This window comes from Donghicola sp. XS_ASV15 (genome assembly GCF_041224595.1).
Lineage (GTDB): Bacteria > Pseudomonadota > Alphaproteobacteria > Rhodobacterales > Rhodobacteraceae > Donghicola.
Genome location: NZ_JBGFGN010000154.1, coordinates 138393 through 158601 on the forward strand (window position 1 = coordinate 138393; position 20209 = coordinate 158601).

General features: G+C 66.0%; 28 protein-coding genes. 1 reads left to right on the plus strand and 27 read right to left on the minus strand.

The features are described from left to right. Positions 1-75 precede the first annotated feature (75 nt). The 16 genes from AB9K37_RS14245 to AB9K37_RS14320 all read right to left on the minus strand — a co-directional run bounded on the left by AB9K37_RS14245 (position 76) and on the right by AB9K37_RS14320 (position 13739). Entirely contained in the window at positions 76-873 is a 798-nt protein-coding gene (locus AB9K37_RS14245; RefSeq protein WP_369840079.1) for a DNA adenine methylase, read from the minus strand. Next, the gene (locus AB9K37_RS14250) at positions 870-1946 is read right to left on the minus strand and encodes a reverse transcriptase domain-containing protein (protein WP_369840081.1); all 1077 of its coding nucleotides are present in this window, start codon (positions 1944-1946) and stop codon (positions 870-872) included. Before AB9K37_RS14250 ends, AB9K37_RS14245 begins: the two co-directional genes overlap by 4 nt. Beyond that, positions 1946-2242, minus strand: a complete 297-nt coding sequence (locus AB9K37_RS14255; protein WP_369840083.1) for a hypothetical protein — start codon at positions 2240-2242, stop codon at positions 1946-1948. Before AB9K37_RS14255 ends, AB9K37_RS14250 begins: the two co-directional genes overlap by 1 nt. After that, positions 2232-2588, minus strand: coding sequence for a diversity-generating retroelement protein Avd (avd, locus tag AB9K37_RS14260; RefSeq protein WP_369840085.1), 357 nt, complete (start codon positions 2586-2588; stop codon positions 2232-2234). The genes AB9K37_RS14255 and avd overlap by 11 nt, the downstream gene beginning before the upstream one ends. Positions 2589-2661: 73 nt before the next feature. After that, positions 2662-3741 carry an SUMF1/EgtB/PvdO family nonheme iron enzyme gene (locus AB9K37_RS14265; protein ID WP_369840087.1) on the minus strand — a complete coding sequence of 360 codons (1080 nt, stop codon included), beginning with the start codon at positions 3739-3741 and terminating at the stop codon, positions 2662-2664. Between the two features lie 5 nt (positions 3742-3746). Next, positions 3747-4100 (minus strand): hypothetical protein, encoded by a 354-nt coding sequence (locus AB9K37_RS14270; RefSeq protein WP_369840089.1) that lies wholly within the window; start codon positions 4098-4100, stop codon positions 3747-3749. A gap of 11 nt (positions 4101-4111) precedes the next feature. Beyond that, positions 4112-5029 (minus strand): hypothetical protein, encoded by a 918-nt coding sequence (locus AB9K37_RS14275; RefSeq protein ID WP_369840091.1) that lies wholly within the window; start codon positions 5027-5029, stop codon positions 4112-4114. A gap of 17 nt (positions 5030-5046) precedes the next feature. Then, positions 5047-5484 (minus strand): hypothetical protein, encoded by a 438-nt coding sequence (locus tag AB9K37_RS14280; protein ID WP_369840093.1) that lies wholly within the window; start codon positions 5482-5484, stop codon positions 5047-5049. 7 nt (positions 5485-5491) lie between these two features. Further along, entirely contained in the window at positions 5492-6517 is a 1026-nt protein-coding gene (locus AB9K37_RS14285; protein ID WP_369840095.1) for a phage tail protein I, read from the minus strand. Further along, positions 6510-7610 (minus strand): baseplate J/gp47 family protein, encoded by a 1101-nt coding sequence (locus AB9K37_RS14290; RefSeq protein WP_369840097.1) that lies wholly within the window; start codon positions 7608-7610, stop codon positions 6510-6512. Before AB9K37_RS14290 ends, AB9K37_RS14285 begins: the two co-directional genes overlap by 8 nt. Further along, on the minus strand, positions 7597-7968 hold the full coding sequence (locus AB9K37_RS14295; protein ID WP_369840099.1) for a GPW/gp25 family protein: 372 nt from the start codon (positions 7966-7968) through the stop codon (positions 7597-7599). Before AB9K37_RS14295 ends, AB9K37_RS14290 begins: the two co-directional genes overlap by 14 nt. A 122-nt stretch (positions 7969-8090) precedes the next feature. Then, on the minus strand, positions 8091-8555 hold the full coding sequence (locus AB9K37_RS14300) for a phage baseplate assembly protein V (protein WP_369840101.1): 465 nt from the start codon (positions 8553-8555) through the stop codon (positions 8091-8093). Continuing rightward, positions 8545-9525, minus strand: a complete 981-nt coding sequence (locus tag AB9K37_RS14305; RefSeq protein ID WP_369840103.1) for a phage late control D family protein — start codon at positions 9523-9525, stop codon at positions 8545-8547. The genes AB9K37_RS14300 and AB9K37_RS14305 overlap by 11 nt, the downstream gene beginning before the upstream one ends. Continuing rightward, positions 9522-9746 (minus strand): tail protein X, encoded by a 225-nt coding sequence (locus AB9K37_RS14310; protein WP_369840105.1) that lies wholly within the window; start codon positions 9744-9746, stop codon positions 9522-9524. The genes AB9K37_RS14305 and AB9K37_RS14310 overlap by 4 nt, the downstream gene beginning before the upstream one ends. 1 nt (position 9747) lies before the next feature. Then, positions 9748-10269 carry a phage tail protein gene (locus tag AB9K37_RS14315; RefSeq protein ID WP_369840107.1) on the minus strand — a complete coding sequence of 174 codons (522 nt, stop codon included), beginning with the start codon at positions 10267-10269 and terminating at the stop codon, positions 9748-9750. 11 nt (positions 10270-10280) lie between these two features. Then, positions 10281-13739, minus strand: coding sequence for a phage tail tape measure protein (locus AB9K37_RS14320; RefSeq protein WP_369840109.1), 3459 nt, complete (start codon positions 13737-13739; stop codon positions 10281-10283). Positions 13740-13779: 40 nt separating this feature from the next. Here AB9K37_RS14320 and AB9K37_RS14325 point away from each other — a divergent pair, with 40 nt between their 5' ends. Then, positions 13780-14007, plus strand: coding sequence for a hypothetical protein (locus AB9K37_RS14325; protein ID WP_369840111.1), 228 nt, complete (start codon positions 13780-13782; stop codon positions 14005-14007). Between the two features lie 96 nt (positions 14008-14103). Here the strand turns inward: AB9K37_RS14325 and AB9K37_RS14330 are convergent, their stop codons facing one another. The 11 genes from AB9K37_RS14330 to AB9K37_RS14380 all read right to left on the minus strand — a co-directional run bounded on the left by AB9K37_RS14330 (position 14104) and on the right by AB9K37_RS14380 (position 20099). Continuing rightward, positions 14104-14406, minus strand: coding sequence for a phage tail assembly protein (locus AB9K37_RS14330; protein WP_369840113.1), 303 nt, complete (start codon positions 14404-14406; stop codon positions 14104-14106). Between the two features lie 67 nt (positions 14407-14473). Next, a complete protein-coding gene (locus tag AB9K37_RS14335; RefSeq protein WP_085868996.1) occupies positions 14474-14998 on the minus strand; it encodes a phage major tail tube protein in 525 nt (174 codons plus the stop codon). Positions 14999-15012: 14 nt separating this feature from the next. Beyond that, positions 15013-16461 carry a phage tail sheath subtilisin-like domain-containing protein gene (locus AB9K37_RS14340; protein ID WP_369840115.1) on the minus strand — a complete coding sequence of 483 codons (1449 nt, stop codon included), beginning with the start codon at positions 16459-16461 and terminating at the stop codon, positions 15013-15015. Further along, positions 16462-16722 carry a hypothetical protein gene (locus AB9K37_RS14345; RefSeq protein WP_369840117.1) on the minus strand — a complete coding sequence of 87 codons (261 nt, stop codon included), beginning with the start codon at positions 16720-16722 and terminating at the stop codon, positions 16462-16464. Then, positions 16715-17203 (minus strand): Gp37 family protein, encoded by a 489-nt coding sequence (locus AB9K37_RS14350; RefSeq protein ID WP_369840119.1) that lies wholly within the window; start codon positions 17201-17203, stop codon positions 16715-16717. Before AB9K37_RS14350 ends, AB9K37_RS14345 begins: the two co-directional genes overlap by 8 nt. Then, on the minus strand, positions 17200-17661 hold the full coding sequence (locus tag AB9K37_RS14355; RefSeq protein WP_369840121.1) for a phage virion morphogenesis protein: 462 nt from the start codon (positions 17659-17661) through the stop codon (positions 17200-17202). Before AB9K37_RS14355 ends, AB9K37_RS14350 begins: the two co-directional genes overlap by 4 nt. Continuing rightward, positions 17661-18089 carry a gp436 family protein gene (locus AB9K37_RS14360; RefSeq protein ID WP_369840123.1) on the minus strand — a complete coding sequence of 143 codons (429 nt, stop codon included), beginning with the start codon at positions 18087-18089 and terminating at the stop codon, positions 17661-17663. Before AB9K37_RS14360 ends, AB9K37_RS14355 begins: the two co-directional genes overlap by 1 nt. 6 nt (positions 18090-18095) lie before the next feature. After that, a complete protein-coding gene (locus AB9K37_RS14365) occupies positions 18096-18350 on the minus strand; it encodes an HI1506-related protein (protein ID WP_369840125.1) in 255 nt (84 codons plus the stop codon). A gap of 11 nt (positions 18351-18361) precedes the next feature. Next, positions 18362-19252, minus strand: coding sequence for a Mu-like prophage major head subunit gpT family protein (locus AB9K37_RS14370; RefSeq protein WP_369840127.1), 891 nt, complete (start codon positions 19250-19252; stop codon positions 18362-18364). 11 nt (positions 19253-19263) lie between these two features. After that, entirely contained in the window at positions 19264-19671 is a 408-nt protein-coding gene (locus tag AB9K37_RS14375; RefSeq protein WP_369840129.1) for a hypothetical protein, read from the minus strand. Beyond that, positions 19671-20099: a phage protease gene (locus AB9K37_RS14380; RefSeq protein ID WP_369840131.1), complete on the minus strand. Its 429-nt coding sequence runs from the start codon at positions 20097-20099 to the stop codon at positions 19671-19673. The genes AB9K37_RS14375 and AB9K37_RS14380 overlap by 1 nt, the downstream gene beginning before the upstream one ends. Positions 20100-20209 lie beyond the last annotated feature (110 nt).

Consider the following 20209-nt stretch of genomic DNA (forward strand, 5'->3'; position numbering starts at 1 on the left):
CACAAGGTTTGCGCAATCGAGACACAAGGTTTGCACACTCCCGGAGCGCCGGTTTGAGCGCGGTTTAAACGCTCCTCAAACGTTGCTGATAATGAGATCCCCGACCCGCTTCGCGCCGCCCTTGGCGACGGTGTAGGTGGTCTCCACGGTCTCGATATTGAACCCGGCGAACAGGTCCCGAACCTCCGGCCGATCGTTGATCGAGAACAGGAACCGCCCCTCGATCTGGTGAAGCAAGATGACCAGCTTCATGAAGTCCGGGCGGCCGAACATGCCCTTGCCATAGTCACCCTCGTTGCCCCAGTAGGGCGGGTCCAGATAGAACAGGGTGCCCGGTCGATCGTACCGGGTGATGAACTTCTCATAGGACAGGCACTCGATCACCACGCGCGCCAGGCGGCTGTGAACCTCCTCCAGCATGGTGCCCAGTTTGGTGATGTCGAACCGTGCCGGACGGTCAGGTGCGACCCCGAAATTCCGCCCGGAAACCTTGCCGCCGAAGGCGGTATTCTGCAGGTATAGGAACCGGGCTGCGCGCTCCAGATCGGTGAGGGTTTCGGGGTCGGTGGCGACCAGCCGCTCGAACTCCACGCGGGTGGTCAGCTGGAACCGCATCATGTCCATGAAGGCCACATAGTGCCGCTGCAGGATGCGGAAGAACGTCGCTACGTCCCGGCTGTAATCGTTGATGACCTCGGACTTCGGGGCCTGATGGCGGCGCAGGAACACGCCCGCCATGCCCACGAAAACCTCGGCATAGCAGTCATGCGGGACCGCATCGATCCGCTGGATGATGTGGCGCGCCAGGTTGCGCTTTCCGCCCAGGTAGGGCGCGAGTGGGGTCAGGGGCTCGACGGCCGTCAGCTTGGTCATTTGGCCCTCCTTTGGACTTCAAGCGGTGGGGGAATGAACGGCACATCACACAGGACGCGGGTGCGCAGCTTGTAGGTGTTCGCGTGACCGGCATGGCCGATCCAGCTCATGATGACCTGATGGACCTGATCCCAGGTCATCTTGCCCTCGTGATAGAGCCGCGCCATCCGCTTCATCTTGCGCCGCATCCGGCCCGCGCTGTCCTTTCTGATCTTCCGGTGGGTCGGCCAGATGCGGTAGCCGAGGAAATCGAGGGCACGGCCGTTGCTGGGCGCGACCGGGAAGATCTGGGTCTTGTGATTGCAGCGCAGCCCGAGGCGAGCATGCAGGAAGTCCTCGATATCGCGGCGCACCTGGTGGAGGTGGGCCTTGTCATGCCCGATGACCGCGAAGTCGTCCATGTAGCGCAGGTACTGCTTTTCGCGGAGGTCGAACTTCACGAACTCGTCCAGCTCGTGCAGGTAGATGTTGGCGAAGAGCTGCGAGGTCAGGTTGCCGATCGGGATCCCGCGCGGCAGCGGATCGCCTGCCTCGGCCGTGCTGTCGATGATGTTGTCGATCAGCCAGAGGGTGTCGCTGCAGGCCACGCGGCGACGGATCAGCCGCTTGAGCACGTCATGGCAGATCGAGGGAAAATACTTGGCGATGTCGGCCTTCAGAACGAACACCTGCCCGTGCTCGCGCAGGGTGGTGCGCAGGAATGCCTGGGCGCGATCGGCACCCGCATGGGTGCCCTTGCCGGGCCGACAGGCATAGGTGTCGAAGATGAAGCGCGAGGCCCAGATCGGGTCGATCGTCTCGACCAGCGCATGCTGCACGATGCGGTCCTTGATCGGCAGCGCGGCAATGTCGCGCTCCTTGGGCTCGAAGACCTTGAAGTTGCGGTAAGGCCCGGTCTGGTAAGTCTTCCAAAGCAGGCTGTTCTGGATCTCGATCAGGTTGCCTTCGAGATTGGTTTCGAAGCGGATCACGTCCATCTGGTGACGCCGCCCCTTCACGACGCGGCCATAGGCGCGGTGGAGCGCCTCGAAGGTTGTCAGATGCTCGAACAGGTTCTTGTAGGTCTTGGCCATCATCTTCGCCCTTGCGGGGTTCGGCCGGAGCGAGGGGTCACCACCAGCCGATGGCTACTGTCCCGCTCCGGCCTGTTCACTTCTTTCGGCACTTGGCCGAGGAGCACAGGTCCTTTCGAAGGTGCACTGGAAGCAGCCCCATGAGGCTGCGACTTCTGGCGTTCCCCGAGAGCGGGCCGGAAGCCGATGTTCGTGTTCGCGTTCGAACGCGCGTTGTTCAGGTTGAGGGCGAAGACGCCAGCATTGCCGCCGTTGTTCCAGTTGCCCCCACGGATCGGCAGACGCTCAAGCCACATTACCCGCGCCCCTTTCCTGCAAGCCCTTGAACCAGCCGCCGATCATGCGGCCGATCTCATCAAGATGACGGCTCCAGACTTCGTAGCTTTTGAATGAGAGGTATCCGAGCTTCTGGGCCATCCTGACCTGGCTACGCAGCAAGTCGAGCTCCGCGTCCAGGTCTTGCATCGTGGTCTTCTTGAAGTACCGCTTGTTGCAGATGATGATCAGACGAAGCAGGTTCCACATCGTGTTGCGGATTTCCTGGCTGAGCACGTGACGCTCAGCCTTGGGAAATTGCCGCAACACGACATAGCCATATGCGATCATGTCTTCGCATTTACGGCGGATTTTAAGGTCCTCCACCGCACCCTCCTTCGTCGGTTCAAGGCAAGGGGCGGGCTGTCGCCCGCCCCGGCAGAAATCAGGTGATCAGATGTCAGATCACGAAAGCGGGCCGGAAGCCGAGGTGCGTGCCCGCGATCGAACGCGCGTCGTGCAGGTCGAGGGCGAAGACGCCAGCATTGCCGCCGAGGAACCAGAGGCCCCCACGATGCGGCAGACGCTCGCCTTCGTTGCGCATGTAGAAGCGCCCGCGCTCGATCGTGGTATCATGCGGGAACATGCCCAGAAGCTTCAGCAAGTTCGGAACCGTCACGCCGCCTGCGGCGGTCAGGTCCTTGTATTGCTGAGAAGCGGAAGTCTCGCCGTCAGACTGGCTGGTCACCGAGGTGGCGAGCTGGGGGCTACCCGAGCCGTTCGCGCCGGTGGCATTCCATTTCAGGGTGCCGGACGTGCCGGGCGTCACAAGGGTGCCGTTCGGCATGATCGCGCGCCAGAGCGTGCTGGAGTTGGAGTGATCCGCGCCGGTAGCGGCGGCGTTGTTGTCGGGGATGATCTGGATTTCACCATCGACCAGGCGAAGGCCGCGCTGCCATTCCCAGACGTTGCCGGTCAGGTCGGCGATACCCGCCGGGCTGTTGTCGTGGAACCAGCTGGCCGGGCCAGAGCCGGTCAGGGTGCGCGCCGTGCCTTCGTTCAAGCCAGGGGCCGCACCATCCTGTCGGCGGCCGGTTTCATAGGTCTGGGCATGATCGCGCCCGAAATTGGTGTTGCCGCGCGGCATGAAGCCGTTCTTCCAGCACCACAGCGCGACAGCCGACCATTCGGCATTCGTCATCATGTGCCAGCCCGGCCCCTTGACCGAGCAGCGCGCATCGGCGGTGTCGAAGTTGATTGAGGCCGAAGGGTCCTGCCCAGGCATCGACAGGGCGTGGTTGTCGTGAACGCGCGCCAGGAATTTGCCGACGAAGATCTCGGACTTCTGGACACCGCCGACGATGAAGGCCGGGTGGGTGCCCGAGCCGAGCGCCGGGTCGATGTCCTCGATATTGAAGCGCGGCACCACGCACATGACCGAAGGATAGCCCTTCGCGTCATAGAGCACGGTGTTGACGCCGCCCGATGCGGCCTCGACGGACTGGCGCAGGGCGTCAGGCGTGGAAATGGTGATCCCCATGAAGGTCACTCCTCTGTTTCAGTGGGTTCGTTTGCCTCGGGCACGGCCCAAAGCTGCAATGTCACGGCCGAGACCTGACAGGGCTGCGCAACCAGAACGCCCTGGGTGACTTCCTCACCATCGACGGTCTCGGTTACCTCTTCCTCCACATAGCGGCGCGGAGGGATGATCACGACAGCCGCAAAAGCATCGCCCTCAAGGGCAAGCTCCCCGGCGGCATCGGCAAAGACGGTGATGACGCGCTCGACATCGCGCTGTTCGGCCTCGATGTCGATCTCCAGCGCGCCGCCCAAGGTCAGGGTGCAGTCGGCCAGCACGGCGGTGACCTTGTGCCCCTCGTTCATTTCTATGATGTTCATGCGATGCTCCCTTACTGGTAGCGCGGATTGAGAAGGGTCCAGCGGATGCGCACGTTGTCGGCGCTGCCCGTCTGGCGGATTTTGAAGCCGTTCTTGACCTTGTCGTAGACCACGAGCGTGCCCACGGCGGCCGGGTCGGTCGCGCTCTCGACCTCAAGCTCCACCCCGTAATCGGACGCAGGCAGCGCCTCGGGGAATGCAACCGACACGAACGGATCGAACGAGCTGACCCAGGCATTCGCGGGCTGGGTGACGCGCAGGTCGGTCAGGGTGACGGCCGCAAGGCTGTTGCCGGTGTTGTTGGCGGGCACGGTCACCCGATAGAGCGCCAGGCCGTTGTCCGGCACTTCCAGCGCGATCTGCACCTCGTAGCTGCTGCCCGAGCCAATCAGGAACGCATAGTAGTCCAGCGCCTCGCTGGTCTCGTTCGACGGCACCGAGACGTGATAATCATCGTCGGCCAAAGACACGATCATCCCGTCGATCTTGGCGCGGCTGACGCCGGTGCCGACCGTGCCGGATTGCGACAGATGCAGGGCGCGGATGTCGGACTTGCTCAGCACCATGCCGGTGATGACGTGCTTGTTCTTGATGACCACCGACCCCTGGGCCAGCACCCGCTTGCGCAGCACCTGCATCTCGCGCGCCAGGACGCCGCCGAGGCCGAGCGCCTCCTGCATGCCTGCAAGGATCGCGACCTGCTGTTCGGGCGAGAAGGCGTCATAGCCTGCCAGCCGGTCGCCCAGGTTGGCAAAGCCGCCACGCGCAGTGACCAGCTCGTCGGCCTTTTCCTTGAGCCATGCGGTGCGATTGGCCAGCTGCTTGGCCTGGACGTTGGAGATGCCGTCCGGGCCGCCGACCACAGGGTCGGTCAGCTCGATCTGGTAGATCCCGGAGGGATAGGTTGTGGTTTCTGGCAAGTTCGCCATGGGTGCGGCTCCTGTTCTTAGAAGATGATGGTCCAAGTCCCGTCGAGGATGATGTCATCGGCCTTCTCGATCGGGGCGCGGGTCTTGCGGGCGAAGAGGGTGTTGTCGGCCGCGATAAGGCCGAACTCACGGATGACCTTGCCGTTCGCCTCGGTGGTCTCCAGTCTCCAGTCGAACTGCACCCGGCCGGGGCCGGGGTAGCTGTGGCCTTGCAGGTTCTTGATGAAGGGCGCGGTGAGGGCGGTGTCGTCGGGCGTCGGCCCGCTGCCATTGGTGCCGACCCCGATGCGGTTGATGGTCTTGCCCGCGCCGTCGCCCGCGATCAGCTGGGCCAGCGCGGTGCGCGCACCCACCATGATCATGTTGTCGTCACGCCAGCAGTCGATCAGGACCCCGCTGCGGCGGATGTTGATCAGAAGCGAGCCTCTCAGGGCGATGGTTTCAGTGGCGTTCATGGCACCCTCAATAAGCGGTTAAATCGGTGGTAACGGGGCCTGAATGGAACACGCCGGTGTAGAACGGGCGCGCGCCCGTGTGCCCGATCGATCCATCGTAAAGGTCGCCCGCGTGGCGGTACCGGCCGTCATGCCGGATGTGGCGCGTCAGCCGGATCGGCATGGCCAGATCGGCCAGCGGCGGCTGGTCCGCGCCATAGTTGATGGCCGAGTGCAGGTAGTGGCCATTATAGGAGGGCGAGACCTCGATCCGGTCCTCAGCCGCAAGATCGATCCCCATTGCCAGCAGGACGCGCTGGCTGTCATGGCGCTCGCCCGCCTCGCCCCATCCCGAGTAATCGGCCGAGGCGTCGTGCGCCAGGGCTGCATCATGCAGGTGCCGGGTGCCGTGATCATGCTGGATCGCGCCGTCATAGCGCCGCCCCCATGGCAGCACGTCCTCCGCGAAATGCCGAACGGTGGTATCGATCTCCTCCTGCGGCTCAAGGCTGTCCTCGACGCGCGCCCGGAACCCGATATCCACCAGGTGTGAGCGGGCATTCTTCCAGCGCTCGATCAGCGCCACGAGGCGAGTGATCTGGGCGGCGTCCACCCCCTTGTTCTCGCCAAGGTCCAGCAGGACGCGGAACAGCGCCCAGCGGGTGCCGCCACCATAGGTCTCGACGGCCGAGTAGGTCTTGTCTCCGTCATAGAGCGCGATCGGCAGTCCCTCGACGATCTCGGCATCGGCATAGCCGAGCGCCTTGACCGCCTCGCGGATGGCCCAAGGTGTGCCGCGATGGCGGTGCAGATCGAGAGCGCGGCGGATCAGGGCGCGGCGCTCTTCGGGCGTGGTTGCCAGATCCCAGCCATCGTCGCCCAGGATGTTGAACTGCCAGGCGAGCAGCGACAGGGCGTCTTCGGGCAGATCGTCGATGCGGTAGACCAGAAGCGTGGTCAGGTCGAGATTGTCGAGCCGCCCGATCAGCTTCAGCAGGGCGCGGCTGCGCTCGTCATCGATCCCGGCGGGCAGAAGGCGCAGATCGTCAGCCATCGGCGGACCCCGCCAAGGTGATCGCGATGCCTTCGCAATCGGCCCATTCCTCCGCGCCCAGCTCGCGCCAGGCGGGCGTGGTCAGCTCGACGCGGTAGACGCCCGCAACCGACAGGGCCGAGATGAACTGGCTGGGCACGAGGTCGCGGCCAAGCCCGGCGCGCCGCTCGGCCGCATAAGCTTCGGCCGCCTTCTGGACGGCGGCCATGGTGCTGGTCGGATCGACATTGCGATAGAGCGTGACCTGCGCGGCGATCTGGTAGCCCACGCGCACAGGGGCCGCGACCTCGACCTTGTCGGTGAGCGGGCGGACCTTGTCATCCGAGACCACCTCGGCCACCAGGTCGAGCATCTCGGATCCCGGCAGGCCGGTGTCGGTCAGGATGTGAATGCGCACGAGGCCGGGGCGCGGGCTGAGCACGGCCGCGTCGATGATGGATTGATGCGCGCTGACCGCATGCCAGCGGTAGGCCCCCACGGGACCCGCCACCGTAAAGCTCTCGGGGGCCTGCTGGATGCGCGCGCGCAGGCGGTCATCGGTTTCCCCTGCGCGCCCGCCATAGGTCACCGAGACATTGCTTGCAGAGACACCCGGCAGCGGATCAAGGAGCGATGACACCTGCCCCGGAATATATCCGTTGCCCGCAGGCCCGGCCGTCTCCGCCTTGGCCCCGACCTCGATCGACAGCGCCCCTGCGGGGATCTCTGCGGCGGCGTTCGTGGCGAAGACCACGCGGCCATCGCCTGTGCGCACCCGCGTCCCGGCGGGAATGACGGTGACCGAAGCGCGCGGCTCTGCCAGGGTGAGGGAAAGCGTGACGATCGCCGGAGCTTCGGCCAGGCGCTCGACGCCCAGAAGCTCACCCAGATAGTCGAGCATCGGGAAGGCGGCGAAGGCCAGAAGGTTCTGCTTGGCCGCCTCCTGGATGGCCACCCGGATCAGGCTTTCGCGGTAGGCGATCAGGTCGATGATCAGGCGCTCGACCTGGGCGGGCTGCAGCTTGCGGCCGGTATACGCCTGGTAATCGGCCACCATCTCGGCGGTGAGCGCAGCCGGGTCGCGATCGACGAAATTCGGCTCAGGCAGCGACATCGCGCACCTCCGTGGCGATCATCTCGCCCCGACCATCCAGCCGCCACTCGACCGTGATGTGCAGATGCGCCGACAGCTCGATCGGCACCATGCGGATCACCTCGATGCGCGGCTCCCATTGGCGCAGCGCATCGATCCCCTCGCGGATCACATGAGGGATGGCCTCGCCGGTCGGCAGGTCGATGTAGCGCCAAAGATCCGATCCGAACTCGGGCCGGTGCGGCACCGAGCCCTTGGGCGTCATCAGGATCGTGCGGATGCACTGGTTGATGTCGTCTATGCCTGCGACGATCTCGCCATGCGCGTCGAGACGTGGCTGCCAGTCTGCGGCGGTTATGTTGCGGATATCCTGAACCATGGCCGGACCATGGCCCGCGCCCGCGCGAGGTCATACCCGGACACCTGTCCGGGTCACGTCTTGCAATGTCGGGGATGGCTAACCGTAACCGTCTTTTGCGCTCACGCCAAGCACCCAAAGGCTCACTGGGGCGGGCCGGTCAGAACCCCGATGCTTTCCGGGTGAATGTGGGTGTCGCCCACATTGGTGCCGTTGTGGGTCAGGCTGGAGCTGGTGATTGCCACACCGGCGGGCGATATCTCGACCGTGGTGCCGCCGACCGACAGGGTGAAGGTCTGCCCGCCCTTGTCGTAGGTCAGCGATGCCCCGTCGCCATAGACGATGGTATGAACATTCGGATCGGACGAGGGTGGCGCGTCGGCCGCCGAGTAGATCGCCCCCGCGATGACCCCGGCCTCTTCGCCCTGGTCCATGATCACGACGACATGCTCGCCCACGGTGGGCATCCAGTAGGTCCGATCGGTTCGGGTGCGGCCCTGCAGCACCTGCAGCCAGTAGGATTGCACATTGTCGTGGTCGGGGAACTGGACCCGGCCCTTGGCGGTCGCCGGGTCGATCTCTGTCACGATGCCAATTCTAAGCGACACGGCGCACCTCGATCTCGGTTGTGTAGCCCGCGCCGCGCTCAATGCGGTGGCGGGAGGTTTCGACATAGTAGCGCCCCGACAGCTTGCCCATCAGCGCGACCTCGATCACGTTGCCCGCGATCATGCGGTGATCGCCCACGATCTCGATCCGGCCGCGCAGGCGCTTGGCGTTGGCGCGCTTCAGCTCGGCCTCGGCGCGGGTGCGGGCCTGTGCTTCACTCTCGACCCGCGCCCGGACCTTCAGCGTGTCGCCGGTGGTGATATCCTCGGCCTCGACCGTGACCGAGATCAGCTGCGCGGTCTCGGGGTCGTGGTAGGACAGGGTGCATTCCTTGTAGACCTCGTGGGTCTTGTCCGTGAAGGCGAAGCGCTTCATCTCGGTGCGCGGGATCAGCGCCACCGGGTCTTGCGCCTCAAGGCTGGCGATGGTCGAGAAGAACAGGACCGTGTCGCGCACTGCGAAGACATGGGCGTATTCCTCGGCCACGCGGCGCAGGAACTCAAGGTCGCGCTCGTCGTTCTGGGTCACCCGCTTGATGGTGATGTCCTCGATCTCGCCCTCGACCGTCAGCCCATGCTCGCCCGCGATCTGCTCGGCAATCTGGCGCAGGGTCTTGTTCTCGAAGGCGCGAGTCTTGGTGGTGCGCAGGCTCGCGGTCACAGGGGCCGCCAGGCCGCGCACCGTGACCGTGTCGGGCGGCCCGTCGAAGCTGATCTCATCCACCTCGAACTTGCCGCAAGGCAGCAAGCCCCGGCCGATCCAGCCGATCATGAGGTCCATCACGTCTCCCTTCTCGGGGTACCAGCTGCCCTTCCAGCGGTGCATACGGTCCTCAAGCCGGACCTCGATCTCGTCGGACTTGCCGTGATCGGCATCGGTGTAGACGATCATCAGCGCATCGCCCGCGATGTCGCCGGTGATGTCCGCCCCCGAATAGGTCAGGACCCATTTTGCCTCGGGGACGATCATGCCTGGCGGCCCCGCTTCCAGGGCGGAAGATCGCGATCGAGCACCACCTCATCCGCGATCACCGGGATCCGCAGGCGCAGCCCGGCCGCGATGAAGGGCCGGATCGGCACGGTCGGGTTGGCCAGGATGATCGGCTCATAAAGGTGCGGGTCGCCATAGTAGGTCCAGGCCAGCAGGTCCCAGCGATCGTTGTCCGAGGTCAGATGCTCGACATAGTCCATCTCAGGACCTCACGATGCTGGACGGCGGCACCGAAGATGGCGAGCCGGAGGGCGGCGCGGCAGCCGGTGAGGTCTGGACATTCGACCCGGCCCCCGAGGCGCGGGCGGCATTGTTGACCACGCTGATGATCGCGCCCAGCAGGCCGCCCAAGCCCCCATGCTCCATCAAGGTGACCTTGGCCACCACTGCCACCAACCCGCCGCGCCGGTCGGTCTGGCGCGTGGTCGACTGGATCTGCTTGATGACGAACATGCCGACATACTGGCCCGAGCCGTAGATGAAGGGCAGCGCGGTGCGCATGGTGCCCGCGATGCGCAGCTTGGCGAGCTCGGCCTCGGGGTTGCAGTAGCTGACGTGGAACACGAGGTCGATCGTGACCTCCTCCAGCGCCTCGCCCATGTATTGCAGGCGCGGCTTGCCTTCGATCACGTCATGCTTGGCGTAATCCCAGGAGCGCTTGTTGGTGACCCCCTCGAAATAGGTGATGAGGCGGAAGCTGATCGGGCCGAGCATTGCGAACATGGGGTCTCTCCTCAGTAATCGCGGCGGGACTGGCGGGCCAGCTCGTCCTGGACCAGCTGCACGAGCTCATGGCCCATCGACCGCAAGAGCTCCTGCATCTGCTCGCGCGACTGGAAGCCGTCGCCGCCGCCCGCGCCGCCCTGCATGGTGATATTGGGGTTGAAGTTGATCTCGACCCGCGTCCCGGCATCGCCCCCGGCCACGCCGTTGGCGGCCATGGCGGGCGCGCTGCCCGGCTCGCCGGTCAGGCCCACCTGCGGCATGGCGCTCGCGGCTTGCAGCACGGGCAGGTTGGTCCGGCCGATCTCGGGCACCTGGGCTGCCATGGCGGGCAGGCTCATGGTGGCCCCGGCCAGTGCGGCCGCCATGCCCGCAGTCAGGCGATGGACAGCCGCCACGGCAGGCGCGGGGCGCACCGCCCCCGCCACCGTCTCGGAGAACCGCACACGATCAAGGTCCGACAGCGGGCCGATCTTGGCGGGCGAATGGGGCAGGTGGTCGCGCATGGCCTGGACGGTCTCGCGCGTGGCCTCGATCGCCTGCGCCGCCCCGGCGCGGATGCCTTCGGCCAGGGTGCGCATGAAGGCGATGCCGTGCGAGCGAAGCGAAACCCCGGCCAACACAGATGTCACTGATTGGACTGCGGACGAGACGGCGGATTGCACTGCGGTCAACTCGGCACCGACAGCCGCCCGCGTCTGCGCCGCCGCCGCGTCGATCCGCGGCAGCATTTCAGCCAGCCGCGAGGCGGCAGCCTCGGCCTCGGCCAGCGTCTGGGGATCCACGATCTGGGCGCGCGGGGTCTGCCCCGTCATCGCCTGGAACTCGGCCGAGGCTTCGATGATGTCCTGAAGCCTTTGCGCGATGGACCCGGTCGAGGTCCAGGTGCCCGCCTCGCCGCTGACCCGCTCGTGCAGCTCCTCCAGCCCGATCAGCCCCTGGCGATACTGATTGACAAGCTCGACGCCCTCCGACCAGCCGTAGAAGAAGCCATCGCCCGCCCGCACAAAGGACAGCTGATCGAGCAGCGGCGCGTCAGCACCGGGGCCAAGGATGGCGTCGAGCGCTGGCCGAAGATCGGGGATGATGTCTCCCCAATCGAACTCCGGCAGCATGGAGGACCATTCGATGCCGCCGAGGAAGTCGCGCACGGCCTGCCAGGAGGCGCGCAGTCGCTCGACACCGATCAGCAAGCCCCAGCCGATCGCGCTGAGAACCTCTGACCAACTGAAGGCGGGGATGTAGCTGGACCAGTCGAGCGATGTGACCCAGTCGCCCCAGGCCAGCGCGCTGCCGATCACCCCGGCCCAGCTGAAGCCGGGGATGAAGTCGAGCCAGCGGATCGGCAGGATCCACGAGGCCCAGTCGAGCGCGGTCAGAGCGCCCGACCAGGTAAAGGCGGGCATGTAGCTGGACCAGTCGAGCGATGTGACCCAGTCGCCCCAGGCAAGGGCGCTGCCGATCACCTCGGACCAGCTGAAGCCGGGGATGAAGTCCAGCCAGCGCAAGGGCGAGACCCACGAGACCCAGTCGAGCACCTGAAGCGCGTTGTCCCAGGTGAAGAGTGCCACAAACTCCGACCAGGACAGGCTGGAGATCCAGTCCGCCCAGTCAAGCACCGCACCGATCACGGCCGACCAGCTGAAGCCGGGGATGAAATCCAGCCAGCGCAGCGGGATCAGCCAGCTCAGCCAGTTGAGCACGGTCAGGAAGTTCTCCCAGGTCAGCAGCCCCACGAAATCCGCCCAGGACAGGCTGGGGATCATGCGCGCCCAGTCCAGCCCCTGCGCCAGCCAGCCGGTGACCCGCGACCACCAGCTTGAAACCCAGCTTGAGAACCCTTCAAAGGCCGTTTGAACGTCCGCCCAGAGATCGACGAAGAACTCCGAGATCGGCTCCCAGTAATACCAGACCAACAGCGCCCCGGCCGCGATCGCCGCCACCGCCAGCCCGATCGGGTTGGCCATCAGCGCCAGCCCGAAGGCCCGCGCCGCCACCGCCGCCGCGCGCAACCCCGCCACCACCCGGCCCGCCGCCGCTGCCCCCATCGCCATCAGGCCCGAGATGAAGGACGGAATGGCTGCCGCAGCGACGGTCACAAGCCGCGCGCCAAACATGAAGATGCCGCCCGTGGCTGCCCAAATCTTCGGCAGCAGCCAGACGAAGGCTATCCCGATCCGCGAGAGCACCTGCAGCCCGACCCCGGCCATCATGGCAAAGCCGCCGACCACCGACAGGATCGGCGCGACCACGGCCAGCACCCCGGCCCCCAGCAGCGCGGCGCGCAGCGCGATCCCTGCGATGGTCGGGTTGGCCTCGGCCCAGCCCATGATCGACTGCACCACGCCGGTGGCCGCCCGCGCCACATCGGTCAGCACCGGCAACAGCATCGTGCCCAGCGTGATGTTGAGCCCCTCCATGGCCGAGGCGAACTCGGTCTGCGCGCCTCGGAAGTTGTCGCCCATCTCGGCCGCAACCTGCGCGGCCCGACCCTGGCTGGCCATCAGCTGGTCGACGTAATCCCCGATCGACTGACCCTGCGCCAGCAGCTCGGCCGCGCCCGCCGCCGCCTCGACCCCGAAGATCGTGCCGATGATATCGAGCTGCTGCTGGGTGCCCAGATCCCCGATCGCATCGCCCACCTCGCCCAGGATCGTGACCATCGAGCGCATGTTGCCCTGCTCGTCGGCCACCGACACACCCATGGCGTCAAGCGCCGCCGCCGCCTCGCGCGAGGGCGCGGCCAGCCGCTGCAGCATGGCGCGCAGCGTGGTGCCCGCCTGGCTCGACTGGATACCGGCATTGCCCAGAAGGCCCGCCATGGCGGCGGCCTCTTCCAGGCTCATGCCAGCAGCGCGCGCGACCGGCGCGATGTAGCGCATCGTGTCGCCCAGCATCGGGATATCGGTATTGGCGGTGGTGAAGGTCGCCACCATCACATCCGCGACCCGCGTCATCTCGGCCGCGTCGAGCCCGAAGCCAGACAGGATGTTCGAGGCGATATCGGCGGTGGTGCCCAGATCGACCGCACCCGCGCGGGCCAGCGCCAGCATCGACGGCATCGCCGCCATCTGCTCTTGCGCATCGAAGCCTGCCCGCGCCAGGAACCCCATGCCCTCGGCCGCCTGGCTCGCCGAGAAGGCGGTGGTGGCCCCCAGCTCGCGCGCCTGGGCGCTGAGCGCCTCGAACTCGTCGCCGGTGATGTTGGTGGTGACGGCGCGGACCAGCGCCATGGATTGCTCGAACTGGGCGGCGGCCTCGATCGGACCGTTGATCGCCGCCATCATCTGGTTGGCGGCCCCTTGCGTCATCGCCCCCGCGATCGACATGCGGGTGCCCCAGTCCTGCATCTCGCGGCCGCGCGCGGCCATCCGGTCGAGCCCCTCCATCGACCGCACCATCTCGCGCACCGGGCCTGTCAGGTTGTCAACGGCGGCGATGATGACCGAAAGGTTGAAGATGCTGTCCATTTCGGGTTATTGTCCTTCGTGACAAACAAGAGGTGGCGCGATGGAAATCCTGATGCTGTTCTTCGTCCTCTTCGGCGTGGGTGCCCTGCTGGGTCTGGCCTATGTCGGGCTGAAGGCGATCTTCATGACTGCGCGCGGGTCGGTGTGGGCGGGGCGCGGCTTGTTCGCCGCAGCCCGCGATGGCATCCGCAAGGGCGTCGAGCAGGGCAAGGCCGACATTGCCTCGATGGAAGCTAAGAAGGCTGCGCGGCTTCGCGAGCGTCCCTGACCGCCTTGGCGTGATCGACGGCCTCTTCGATCCAGTCGTTGAGGTCGGTGATCTCTATCCCGTCCACCTCGGCCGCCGACCACTTCGTCACCGTGATCAGGGCGAAGGCATCCCTTGGGGTAGGGATTTTCCCGGCAGGCCACCCATGATCGCCGTCACGTCCTCCATGTCCATCTCGTCCAGGTCCTCGGGCAGCACCGCGTTGCCGTCGATCGTGGCCAGCGCGGCGGCCAGCGCCATCGAATAGCCGATCGGGTCCTGCGCGGGGTTCACATGCCGCGCGGCGATGCGCATGTCGCGCCCCTTGCCCTTGCGCAGCACCACCACCTTGCCCGAGGCGGGCAGCGTGATCGTGCGGGTGTCGTCGGCCTTGGCGGCGGTCTCGGTCTTGTCGCTCATGGTCTTTCCTTCGTCTCAGAGTGTCAGGGGTTCAGCCCCGGCCGGAACGCGCCCGGCCAGGTGGGGATCAGCCGCCGATGTTCAGGCGGTAGGTGGCCAGCACATCCGCGCCCGCGACCTTGTAGATGTTCTCCAGCACGTCGAACTCGAAGATCTCCTGGCTGTCGATTTCCATCTTGGCGTAATAGACCGACAGGTTGCTGTCGGGCACCACGCGGTCATGCTGCTTGAAGGACCCCAGCGGGAAGTCCTTGTAGGCGGCAATCAGCGAGACCATCACCGGCACCTCGGCCGTGCGGCCCTGCCCGGTATAGGTCTCCAGCGAGGAGCGCGCCTGCAGCCGCACCGTCTTGAACGGGTTGGCCGCCTCGCGCAGCACCTCGGAATAGAACGAGGCCCACTTGACCTTGCATTCCATCTTCTCGACGCCCGAGAAGAACTCGGCCGTGCCCACCATGCCGAGCGCCTTGTGCTCCTGCATCTTGTGCTTGACCTGCGGCAGCTCCAGTTCCTCGGCGCGCCCCAGGAGCGACGAGCCGTTCATGTAGAGGTTGACGTTGGTCAGGTGGTTGATCGCAATCTTGTTGCTCATGGGTCAGGCCCCTTTCACTGGCCGCCGAGCTGGTTGAGCAGCTCGATGTTGATGAAGCTCTCGAACGTGATCCGCTCGGCGGGCGTCGGCGGCATGAACTCGATGTCGAAGACCAGGTGGCCCGCCGCGATCTGGGTGGCCTCGTTCTTCGCCGGGTCGTAGCTGCACTTGCCGTCGATCAGCGCCCCGCGCCCGATCAGGGTGCGGATGAAGCTGTTCACGCTCTCGCGGATGTCGTCGATCAGCGCCTGGTTGATCGGGCGATCGATGAACTGCAGCATCGACAGCTCGACGCTCTCATGCAGCATGTCGGCCACCCGGCGGATCGGGATGAAGTTCTTGGGGTGGGTCACCGAAGGCCAGGCGGCCGAGCGGTTGCCCCAGACCCGCAGACCCGAGCCGAACGAGTTGAAGACCGTGACGATCCCGTTCTCGTTGAGCAGGTTCACATCCGTGGTCGGGTCGTTGATCATGGCCGACAGGCGGCGCTCGACGCCCACGATCCCCTTGATGTCGTGGTTCGACGGGCTGACCCAGTAGCCCTCGTCGTTGTCCACCGCGCAGATCACGCCCGCCAGCCGCTGGCTATAGGGCTCAAGCCGCTCGGTGTCGGTCGCCAGGTCATAGACCTTCAGGTGCGGATAGCACAGCACCATGCGCTCGCTCGACGTGTTGAAGTTGATCGAGCCATTCGGCCCGCGCCCGGCGATCGCCTCGGCCATGGTGGTGCCGATCGGCGCATCGGCCAGGGCGATGGCGCGCAGCTTGCCCGCCATCACGTCAAGCTCGGCCGTGACCGAGGTGAGCGTGCCGTAGACCGGCGCGATCAGGATCTTCGGCCAGAAGCCCATCTCGGCATAGCAGTCGAGGAACGCTTGCATGCCGGTGCGGTTGCCCGACACATCGACCGCGCCGATGATGTCCGAGGGCAGCACCTTCTCGGGATCGGCAAAGTCATAGGCGGCCTTGACCGTCTCGGCAGCCGAGATCGCGCCGCCGGTCAGGCGGGTGACGATGCCGGTGGCCGGGTCGAGCGTGTAATCGGTACCAGCGACATAGGTGGTCGCGGCAGTGCTGTCGGTCAGCACCAGGTCGAACACGCCCTTGTGGCCAAGCTCGGCCATCTCGTCCGCGCCGAAGGTCACGTCCTTCGCCGCCTGGGCGGTGACATGGGTCTCGGGGTCGAACACGTTGACCACCACGACGATGCCGCGGCCCTGGTCGAAGATCGCGTCGAGCGCCTGGGGGATGGTGTAGCCCTCGATCTGGGTGCCGAAGTAGCGGGCGGCATCCCGGTCGGACTGGATCAGCACCGGCTTGTTGAGGCTGGCGAGCGTCCCGTCGACCTGGAAGATCGGCGCGGTGCCCACGAGGCCGACCACGGCGGTTTTCACGCCCCGGATCGGGCGCGGCCCCTTGTCGATCTCGATGGTCTCGACGCCATGCAGGAAGTTGGCGGCCATTTACTTTCCCTCCTTCTCGCCCGAGGCGGATGCCGGGCTATCGGTTTTCGTCTTGGTGGTGGCGGCGGGTGCCGTGGTGCGGCTGGGCGCGGGCGCGGCCTTGGGGGCTGCAACCGGCGTCAGGTGCTTCTGGGCCACGAGGGTCTTCACCCAGGCGTTCTCGGCCGGAAGCGTGACCTCCCGTCCGGGAAACAGGATCACGTCGGTGCCGTCATCCAGCGTGGCAGCGGACATCGGCCCGCTGTAAAGGTACTTAGCCATTGATGGTCTCCGTATCGGTGGTGCCGTAATCGTCGGCGGTGTTGACCCGCTTGAGCGCAGGCAGGCCTTCTTCCTCATGGCACTCGACCGTGGTGATCGTGTGCGTCATGGTCAGCACGTGGGTCCACACGCCCTGGTTCTGGTCGATGAACTCGGCGCGCACCGGCATCAGCTTGGAGCAGCCCTCGGTACGCCAGCCGGTCAGCAGCATGCGCACCGCATCGAGCACGTCATAGGCCCCGACATGAGTGCGCAGGTTGCGCGTCAGGATCGAGATGTCCCACTCGATCTTGCGCTCCTGGACCACCAGCGACAGATCGCGCGGCTTCGAATAGACCTCGCGGCCATAGGCCACCAGGACCGCGCCATTTGGGTGCGACATCTTGAAGGCGTCGGGCTTGTCGGGGAAGGACGCCACATGCAGCTTGTCGAGCGACCCGGCCAGCCGGGCGACGATGGCCTCTTCGATTTCGCGGATCATTGGCGCACCCCTTCGGCCAGGTGGTCTGTCAGGATTTCCCCGATCATGCGCCGGTCATCGGCGCTCACGCCCAGGTAGGGGCGCGCGGGGATGGCGACCTTGCGGCCGCGCCCGGCCTGCCCGCCCAGCTGATGGATGCGGGCGTAGGTCCGGTTCGTGCCGACCGCCACCTGCAGCCGCCCGGCGGCATAGCTCAGCGACTGGTAAAGGTGGTTGCGGTCGCGCAGTTTCTTGGCGCTGGCCCCGCGACGAAGCAGTGTGACGGGGGAATGCGCGGCCCACGCCTGGCCGTCCGGGCCGGTCTCGGCCTCGAAGCGATCCTCGGTCGATGCCTGCAGCGCCGAGCCGATCTCCTCGAAGACCGGCTGCAGCGTCATGCTGCGCTGGATCAGACGGGTGAGCGCCTCGCGGAACCCCTCGTCCTCGACGCGAACGGTTACACTGACCCCGCCCGACATCAGAAGCCTTTCAGCCGGTCGCGGCTGAACGTCCGCTCCGGGCCTGCGACAAGGGTCGGTCCACCCGCCGGGTCGACGGTCTGACCCACCTGGTTGAGCCCGAGGTTGATGTCGCCATTGGCCACCGCGCGCAGATACTTGATCGCATCCTCGTAGCGCTGGCGCTGGTCTTCCATAACGTCGATCTGGCGCAGCGACAGCAGCCGGTACATCGCGATATTGCAGGCAAGGATGCGCAGCGAGCGCGGCGGCGACTGAAGGGGCAGCCGGTAGCGCCCCTCCAGGTAGCCGTCGATCTCATCCGAGGCATCCTCCAGGGCACGATCGAGCGCCGCCACCTTGATCGTGACGATCTCGGGGTCGGTAACCTCCACGAGCTGCTGCTCGGAGAAGCGGTCGATCATGTCCTGGGATGTGGCGTAAGCCATGGGTCATCAAGCCTTCGGTTCGGACTTCGTCTCGGTCTTGGCCCCGCCGCGCGCGGCGGCGGGCTTGGCGGGCTCGGCCGCATCGGGATCGTCGATCTCGACCTCGACCACCACGAGGGCGGGCTCGGCCTTGAGCTGGGCGATCTGCGCCTTCGAAAGGCTGGCCAGCGGGTGATCGACGGGCGAAGCGCCGTGCTCGATCCCGGCGCGACGGAAGCCGTCGCGCCGGGCGGTGATGCGCAGTGCGGGGATCTTTGCCATGGAGCCTCTCCTTACAGCCATTCGCAGACGAGCAGCTCGGCGGTGCCCCGGTAGACGTTGGTCGCCCCGGCCGCATCGCGCTCGGCATTCAGAAGCTCCAGCCCGGCCTCTTCCAGCGCGGGCGGCACCACCAAGAGGCGCGGGCGCAGGCCCAGCGGGCGGCCATAGTCGCCCTTCATGCCCATCAGCGCGGTGCGCGCGGCCTTGTAGCTGGTCTTGTCCAGCGTCTGCTTGCTGCCATAGGCGAACTGCCAGAAGCCGAAGCCCACATTCGAGCGGCCATCGACACCGTAGCGGAAGGACTTGCGCATGAAGACGTTCTCGTCCTCCTCGCGGTCCTGGCGCACGAAGTTGTAGTCCTTGCGCACCTGGTAGAGGATCGGCTTGAGCGCGCGGCTGTCGTCGACCAGAAACCAGGCATCGCCCGAGCCGCCGCCGGTGTTGGACACCGAGGTGACCTTGCCGTCCTCGTCGAGCACCGGGTGATCGGTGTCGAAGAAATACTGGCCATCGTAGCAGGCGGTCGAGAAGCCCTGACCCAGCAGGCTGAAGACCAGCTGGTTGGGATGCGCTGCCGTCGAGCGGCCCATTTCCTCGAACAGCGGCGAGTAGACGCCATAGGTGTCGTCCTCGATGTCGTCGCGGCCGACCTCGATCGTGCTTTCCCAGGACTTGTTCTTGATCGAATAGTCATGCGCCTCGATCGACTTGATGACGCGGTCCCCGATCCATTCGCGCAGGTTGGGCGTCTGGCCAAGCCAGGCGTATTTTTCCTCGCGGGTGGTGGACGGAACGCGCGTGGCGACGCGGTTCCACTGCGGGTCCGCCTGGCCGAGGCCGCGCTGGAAGGCGGCGCTGTAGCCCGTGAACAGGCGGCCAAGATTGGACTGATTGATGATCATGTGTGGCCTCCTTAGCCGATCGAAACCCAGACGCCGTGTGCATCGACGTCCATGATGCGCCCGGCTTTCGAGCGCGAAGCGGTGCCATCGGTCTTGGCGACCGTCTGGTCATCCACGATCCAGGCATCCGCGCCGACATCGGCCAGGGCGATCTCGTCGGCCCCGGCGGAATTGGCGAAACGGAACACGCCGGTGCGCACCAGCACCGTCACGTCGCCCGCGCTGCCGCCGCTGTTGTCGGCATGCGCATCGGCCCGACCGACCGCGACCAGCCCGGTATCGGTGGCACCCGGCTTGGCGACCCCGGCATCGAGCACCACCAGCGAGCCCGCGAAGATGCGGGTCGCGGCGGCCACCGGGAACTGAAAGTCCTTGCCCGAGCGTTCGGGCGTATTGCGATCCTTGGTCAGCGCGGCCATCAGACAGCCTCCTTCTTGCGCATGGCGGTGAACTCTTCAGGCGTCAGACCCATCGCGGAGCAGACCGCCATGTCGTCGGCATCAAGCGCGCCGTCGCCGGTCTCGACCTTGGCCCCCGGCTTTGCGCCGGGCATCAGGATCGCAGGCTGGCCTTCGAGGAACTTGGCAAAGCCCTCAGGATCCTTGGCATGATAGGCCACGGCCCAGTCGCGGTTCGCGGGCGGCACCTTGCCGCTCTTGATCGCCTGGTCGACCACGCCAGCGGCGCGCTCGTCCATCAGCGTCTTGACCTGCGCCTGCAGGCTGGTGACCACCTCGATCGGGGCGAACTTGTTGGGATCGGGCGCGCTCGCATCCTTCTTGCCCAGGGCGGTGACGGCCGCCTGGACGGCAGTCGCGGTGTGAACGGCGGAGCAATACTCGGCCACGGTAGCGACGGCATAGTGTTGTCGCGGGCGGCGTAAAAGTCGTCCACTTTTGCCCTTTCGGATTTCGGGAGGGCTTGGGGATATACACCGTGGACTTGTATTTGAAGGTG

Coding starts and splice junctions, on each gene's coding strand:
- AB9K37_RS14245 (WP_369840079.1), bottom strand. CDS start 873: ATGACCAAGCTGACGGCCGTCGAGCCCCTGACCCCACTCGCGCCCTAC.
- AB9K37_RS14250 (WP_369840081.1), bottom strand. CDS start 1,946: ATGGCCAAGACCTACAAGAACCTGTTCGAGCATCTGACAACCTTCGAG.
- AB9K37_RS14255 (WP_369840083.1), bottom strand. CDS start 2,242: ATGTGGCTTGAGCGTCTGCCGATCCGTGGGGGCAACTGGAACAACGGC.
- AB9K37_RS14265 (WP_369840087.1), bottom strand. CDS start 3,741: ATGGGGATCACCATTTCCACGCCTGACGCCCTGCGCCAGTCCGTCGAG.
- AB9K37_RS14270 (WP_369840089.1), bottom strand. CDS start 4,100: ATGAACATCATAGAAATGAACGAGGGGCACAAGGTCACCGCCGTGCTG.
- AB9K37_RS14275 (WP_369840091.1), bottom strand. CDS start 5,029: ATGGCGAACTTGCCAGAAACCACAACCTATCCCTCCGGGATCTACCAG.
- AB9K37_RS14280 (WP_369840093.1), bottom strand. CDS start 5,484: ATGAACGCCACTGAAACCATCGCCCTGAGAGGCTCGCTTCTGATCAAC.
- AB9K37_RS14285 (WP_369840095.1), bottom strand. CDS start 6,517: ATGGCTGACGATCTGCGCCTTCTGCCCGCCGGGATCGATGACGAGCGC.
- AB9K37_RS14290 (WP_369840097.1), bottom strand. CDS start 7,610: ATGTCGCTGCCTGAGCCGAATTTCGTCGATCGCGACCCGGCTGCGCTC.
- AB9K37_RS14295 (WP_369840099.1), bottom strand. CDS start 7,968: ATGGTTCAGGATATCCGCAACATAACCGCCGCAGACTGGCAGCCACGT.
- AB9K37_RS14305 (WP_369840103.1), bottom strand. CDS start 9,525: ATGATCGTCCCCGAGGCAAAATGGGTCCTGACCTATTCGGGGGCGGAC.
- AB9K37_RS14310 (WP_369840105.1), bottom strand. CDS start 9,746: ATGGACTATGTCGAGCATCTGACCTCGGACAACGATCGCTGGGACCTG.
- AB9K37_RS14315 (WP_369840107.1), bottom strand. CDS start 10,269: ATGTTCGCAATGCTCGGCCCGATCAGCTTCCGCCTCATCACCTATTTC.
- AB9K37_RS14320 (WP_369840109.1), bottom strand. CDS start 13,739: ATGGACAGCATCTTCAACCTTTCGGTCATCATCGCCGCCGTTGACAAC.
- AB9K37_RS14325 (WP_369840111.1), top strand. CDS start 13,780: ATGGAAATCCTGATGCTGTTCTTCGTCCTCTTCGGCGTGGGTGCCCTG.
- AB9K37_RS14330 (WP_369840113.1), bottom strand. CDS start 14,406: ATGAGCGACAAGACCGAGACCGCCGCCAAGGCCGACGACACCCGCACG.
- AB9K37_RS14335 (WP_085868996.1), bottom strand. CDS start 14,998: ATGAGCAACAAGATTGCGATCAACCACCTGACCAACGTCAACCTCTAC.
- AB9K37_RS14340 (WP_369840115.1), bottom strand. CDS start 16,461: ATGGCCGCCAACTTCCTGCATGGCGTCGAGACCATCGAGATCGACAAG.
- AB9K37_RS14345 (WP_369840117.1), bottom strand. CDS start 16,722: ATGGCTAAGTACCTTTACAGCGGGCCGATGTCCGCTGCCACGCTGGAT.
- AB9K37_RS14350 (WP_369840119.1), bottom strand. CDS start 17,203: ATGATCCGCGAAATCGAAGAGGCCATCGTCGCCCGGCTGGCCGGGTCG.
- AB9K37_RS14355 (WP_369840121.1), bottom strand. CDS start 17,661: ATGTCGGGCGGGGTCAGTGTAACCGTTCGCGTCGAGGACGAGGGGTTC.
- AB9K37_RS14360 (WP_369840123.1), bottom strand. CDS start 18,089: ATGGCTTACGCCACATCCCAGGACATGATCGACCGCTTCTCCGAGCAG.
- AB9K37_RS14365 (WP_369840125.1), bottom strand. CDS start 18,350: ATGGCAAAGATCCCCGCACTGCGCATCACCGCCCGGCGCGACGGCTTC.
- AB9K37_RS14370 (WP_369840127.1), bottom strand. CDS start 19,252: ATGATCATCAATCAGTCCAATCTTGGCCGCCTGTTCACGGGCTACAGC.
- AB9K37_RS14375 (WP_369840129.1), bottom strand. CDS start 19,671: ATGGCCGCGCTGACCAAGGATCGCAATACGCCCGAACGCTCGGGCAAG.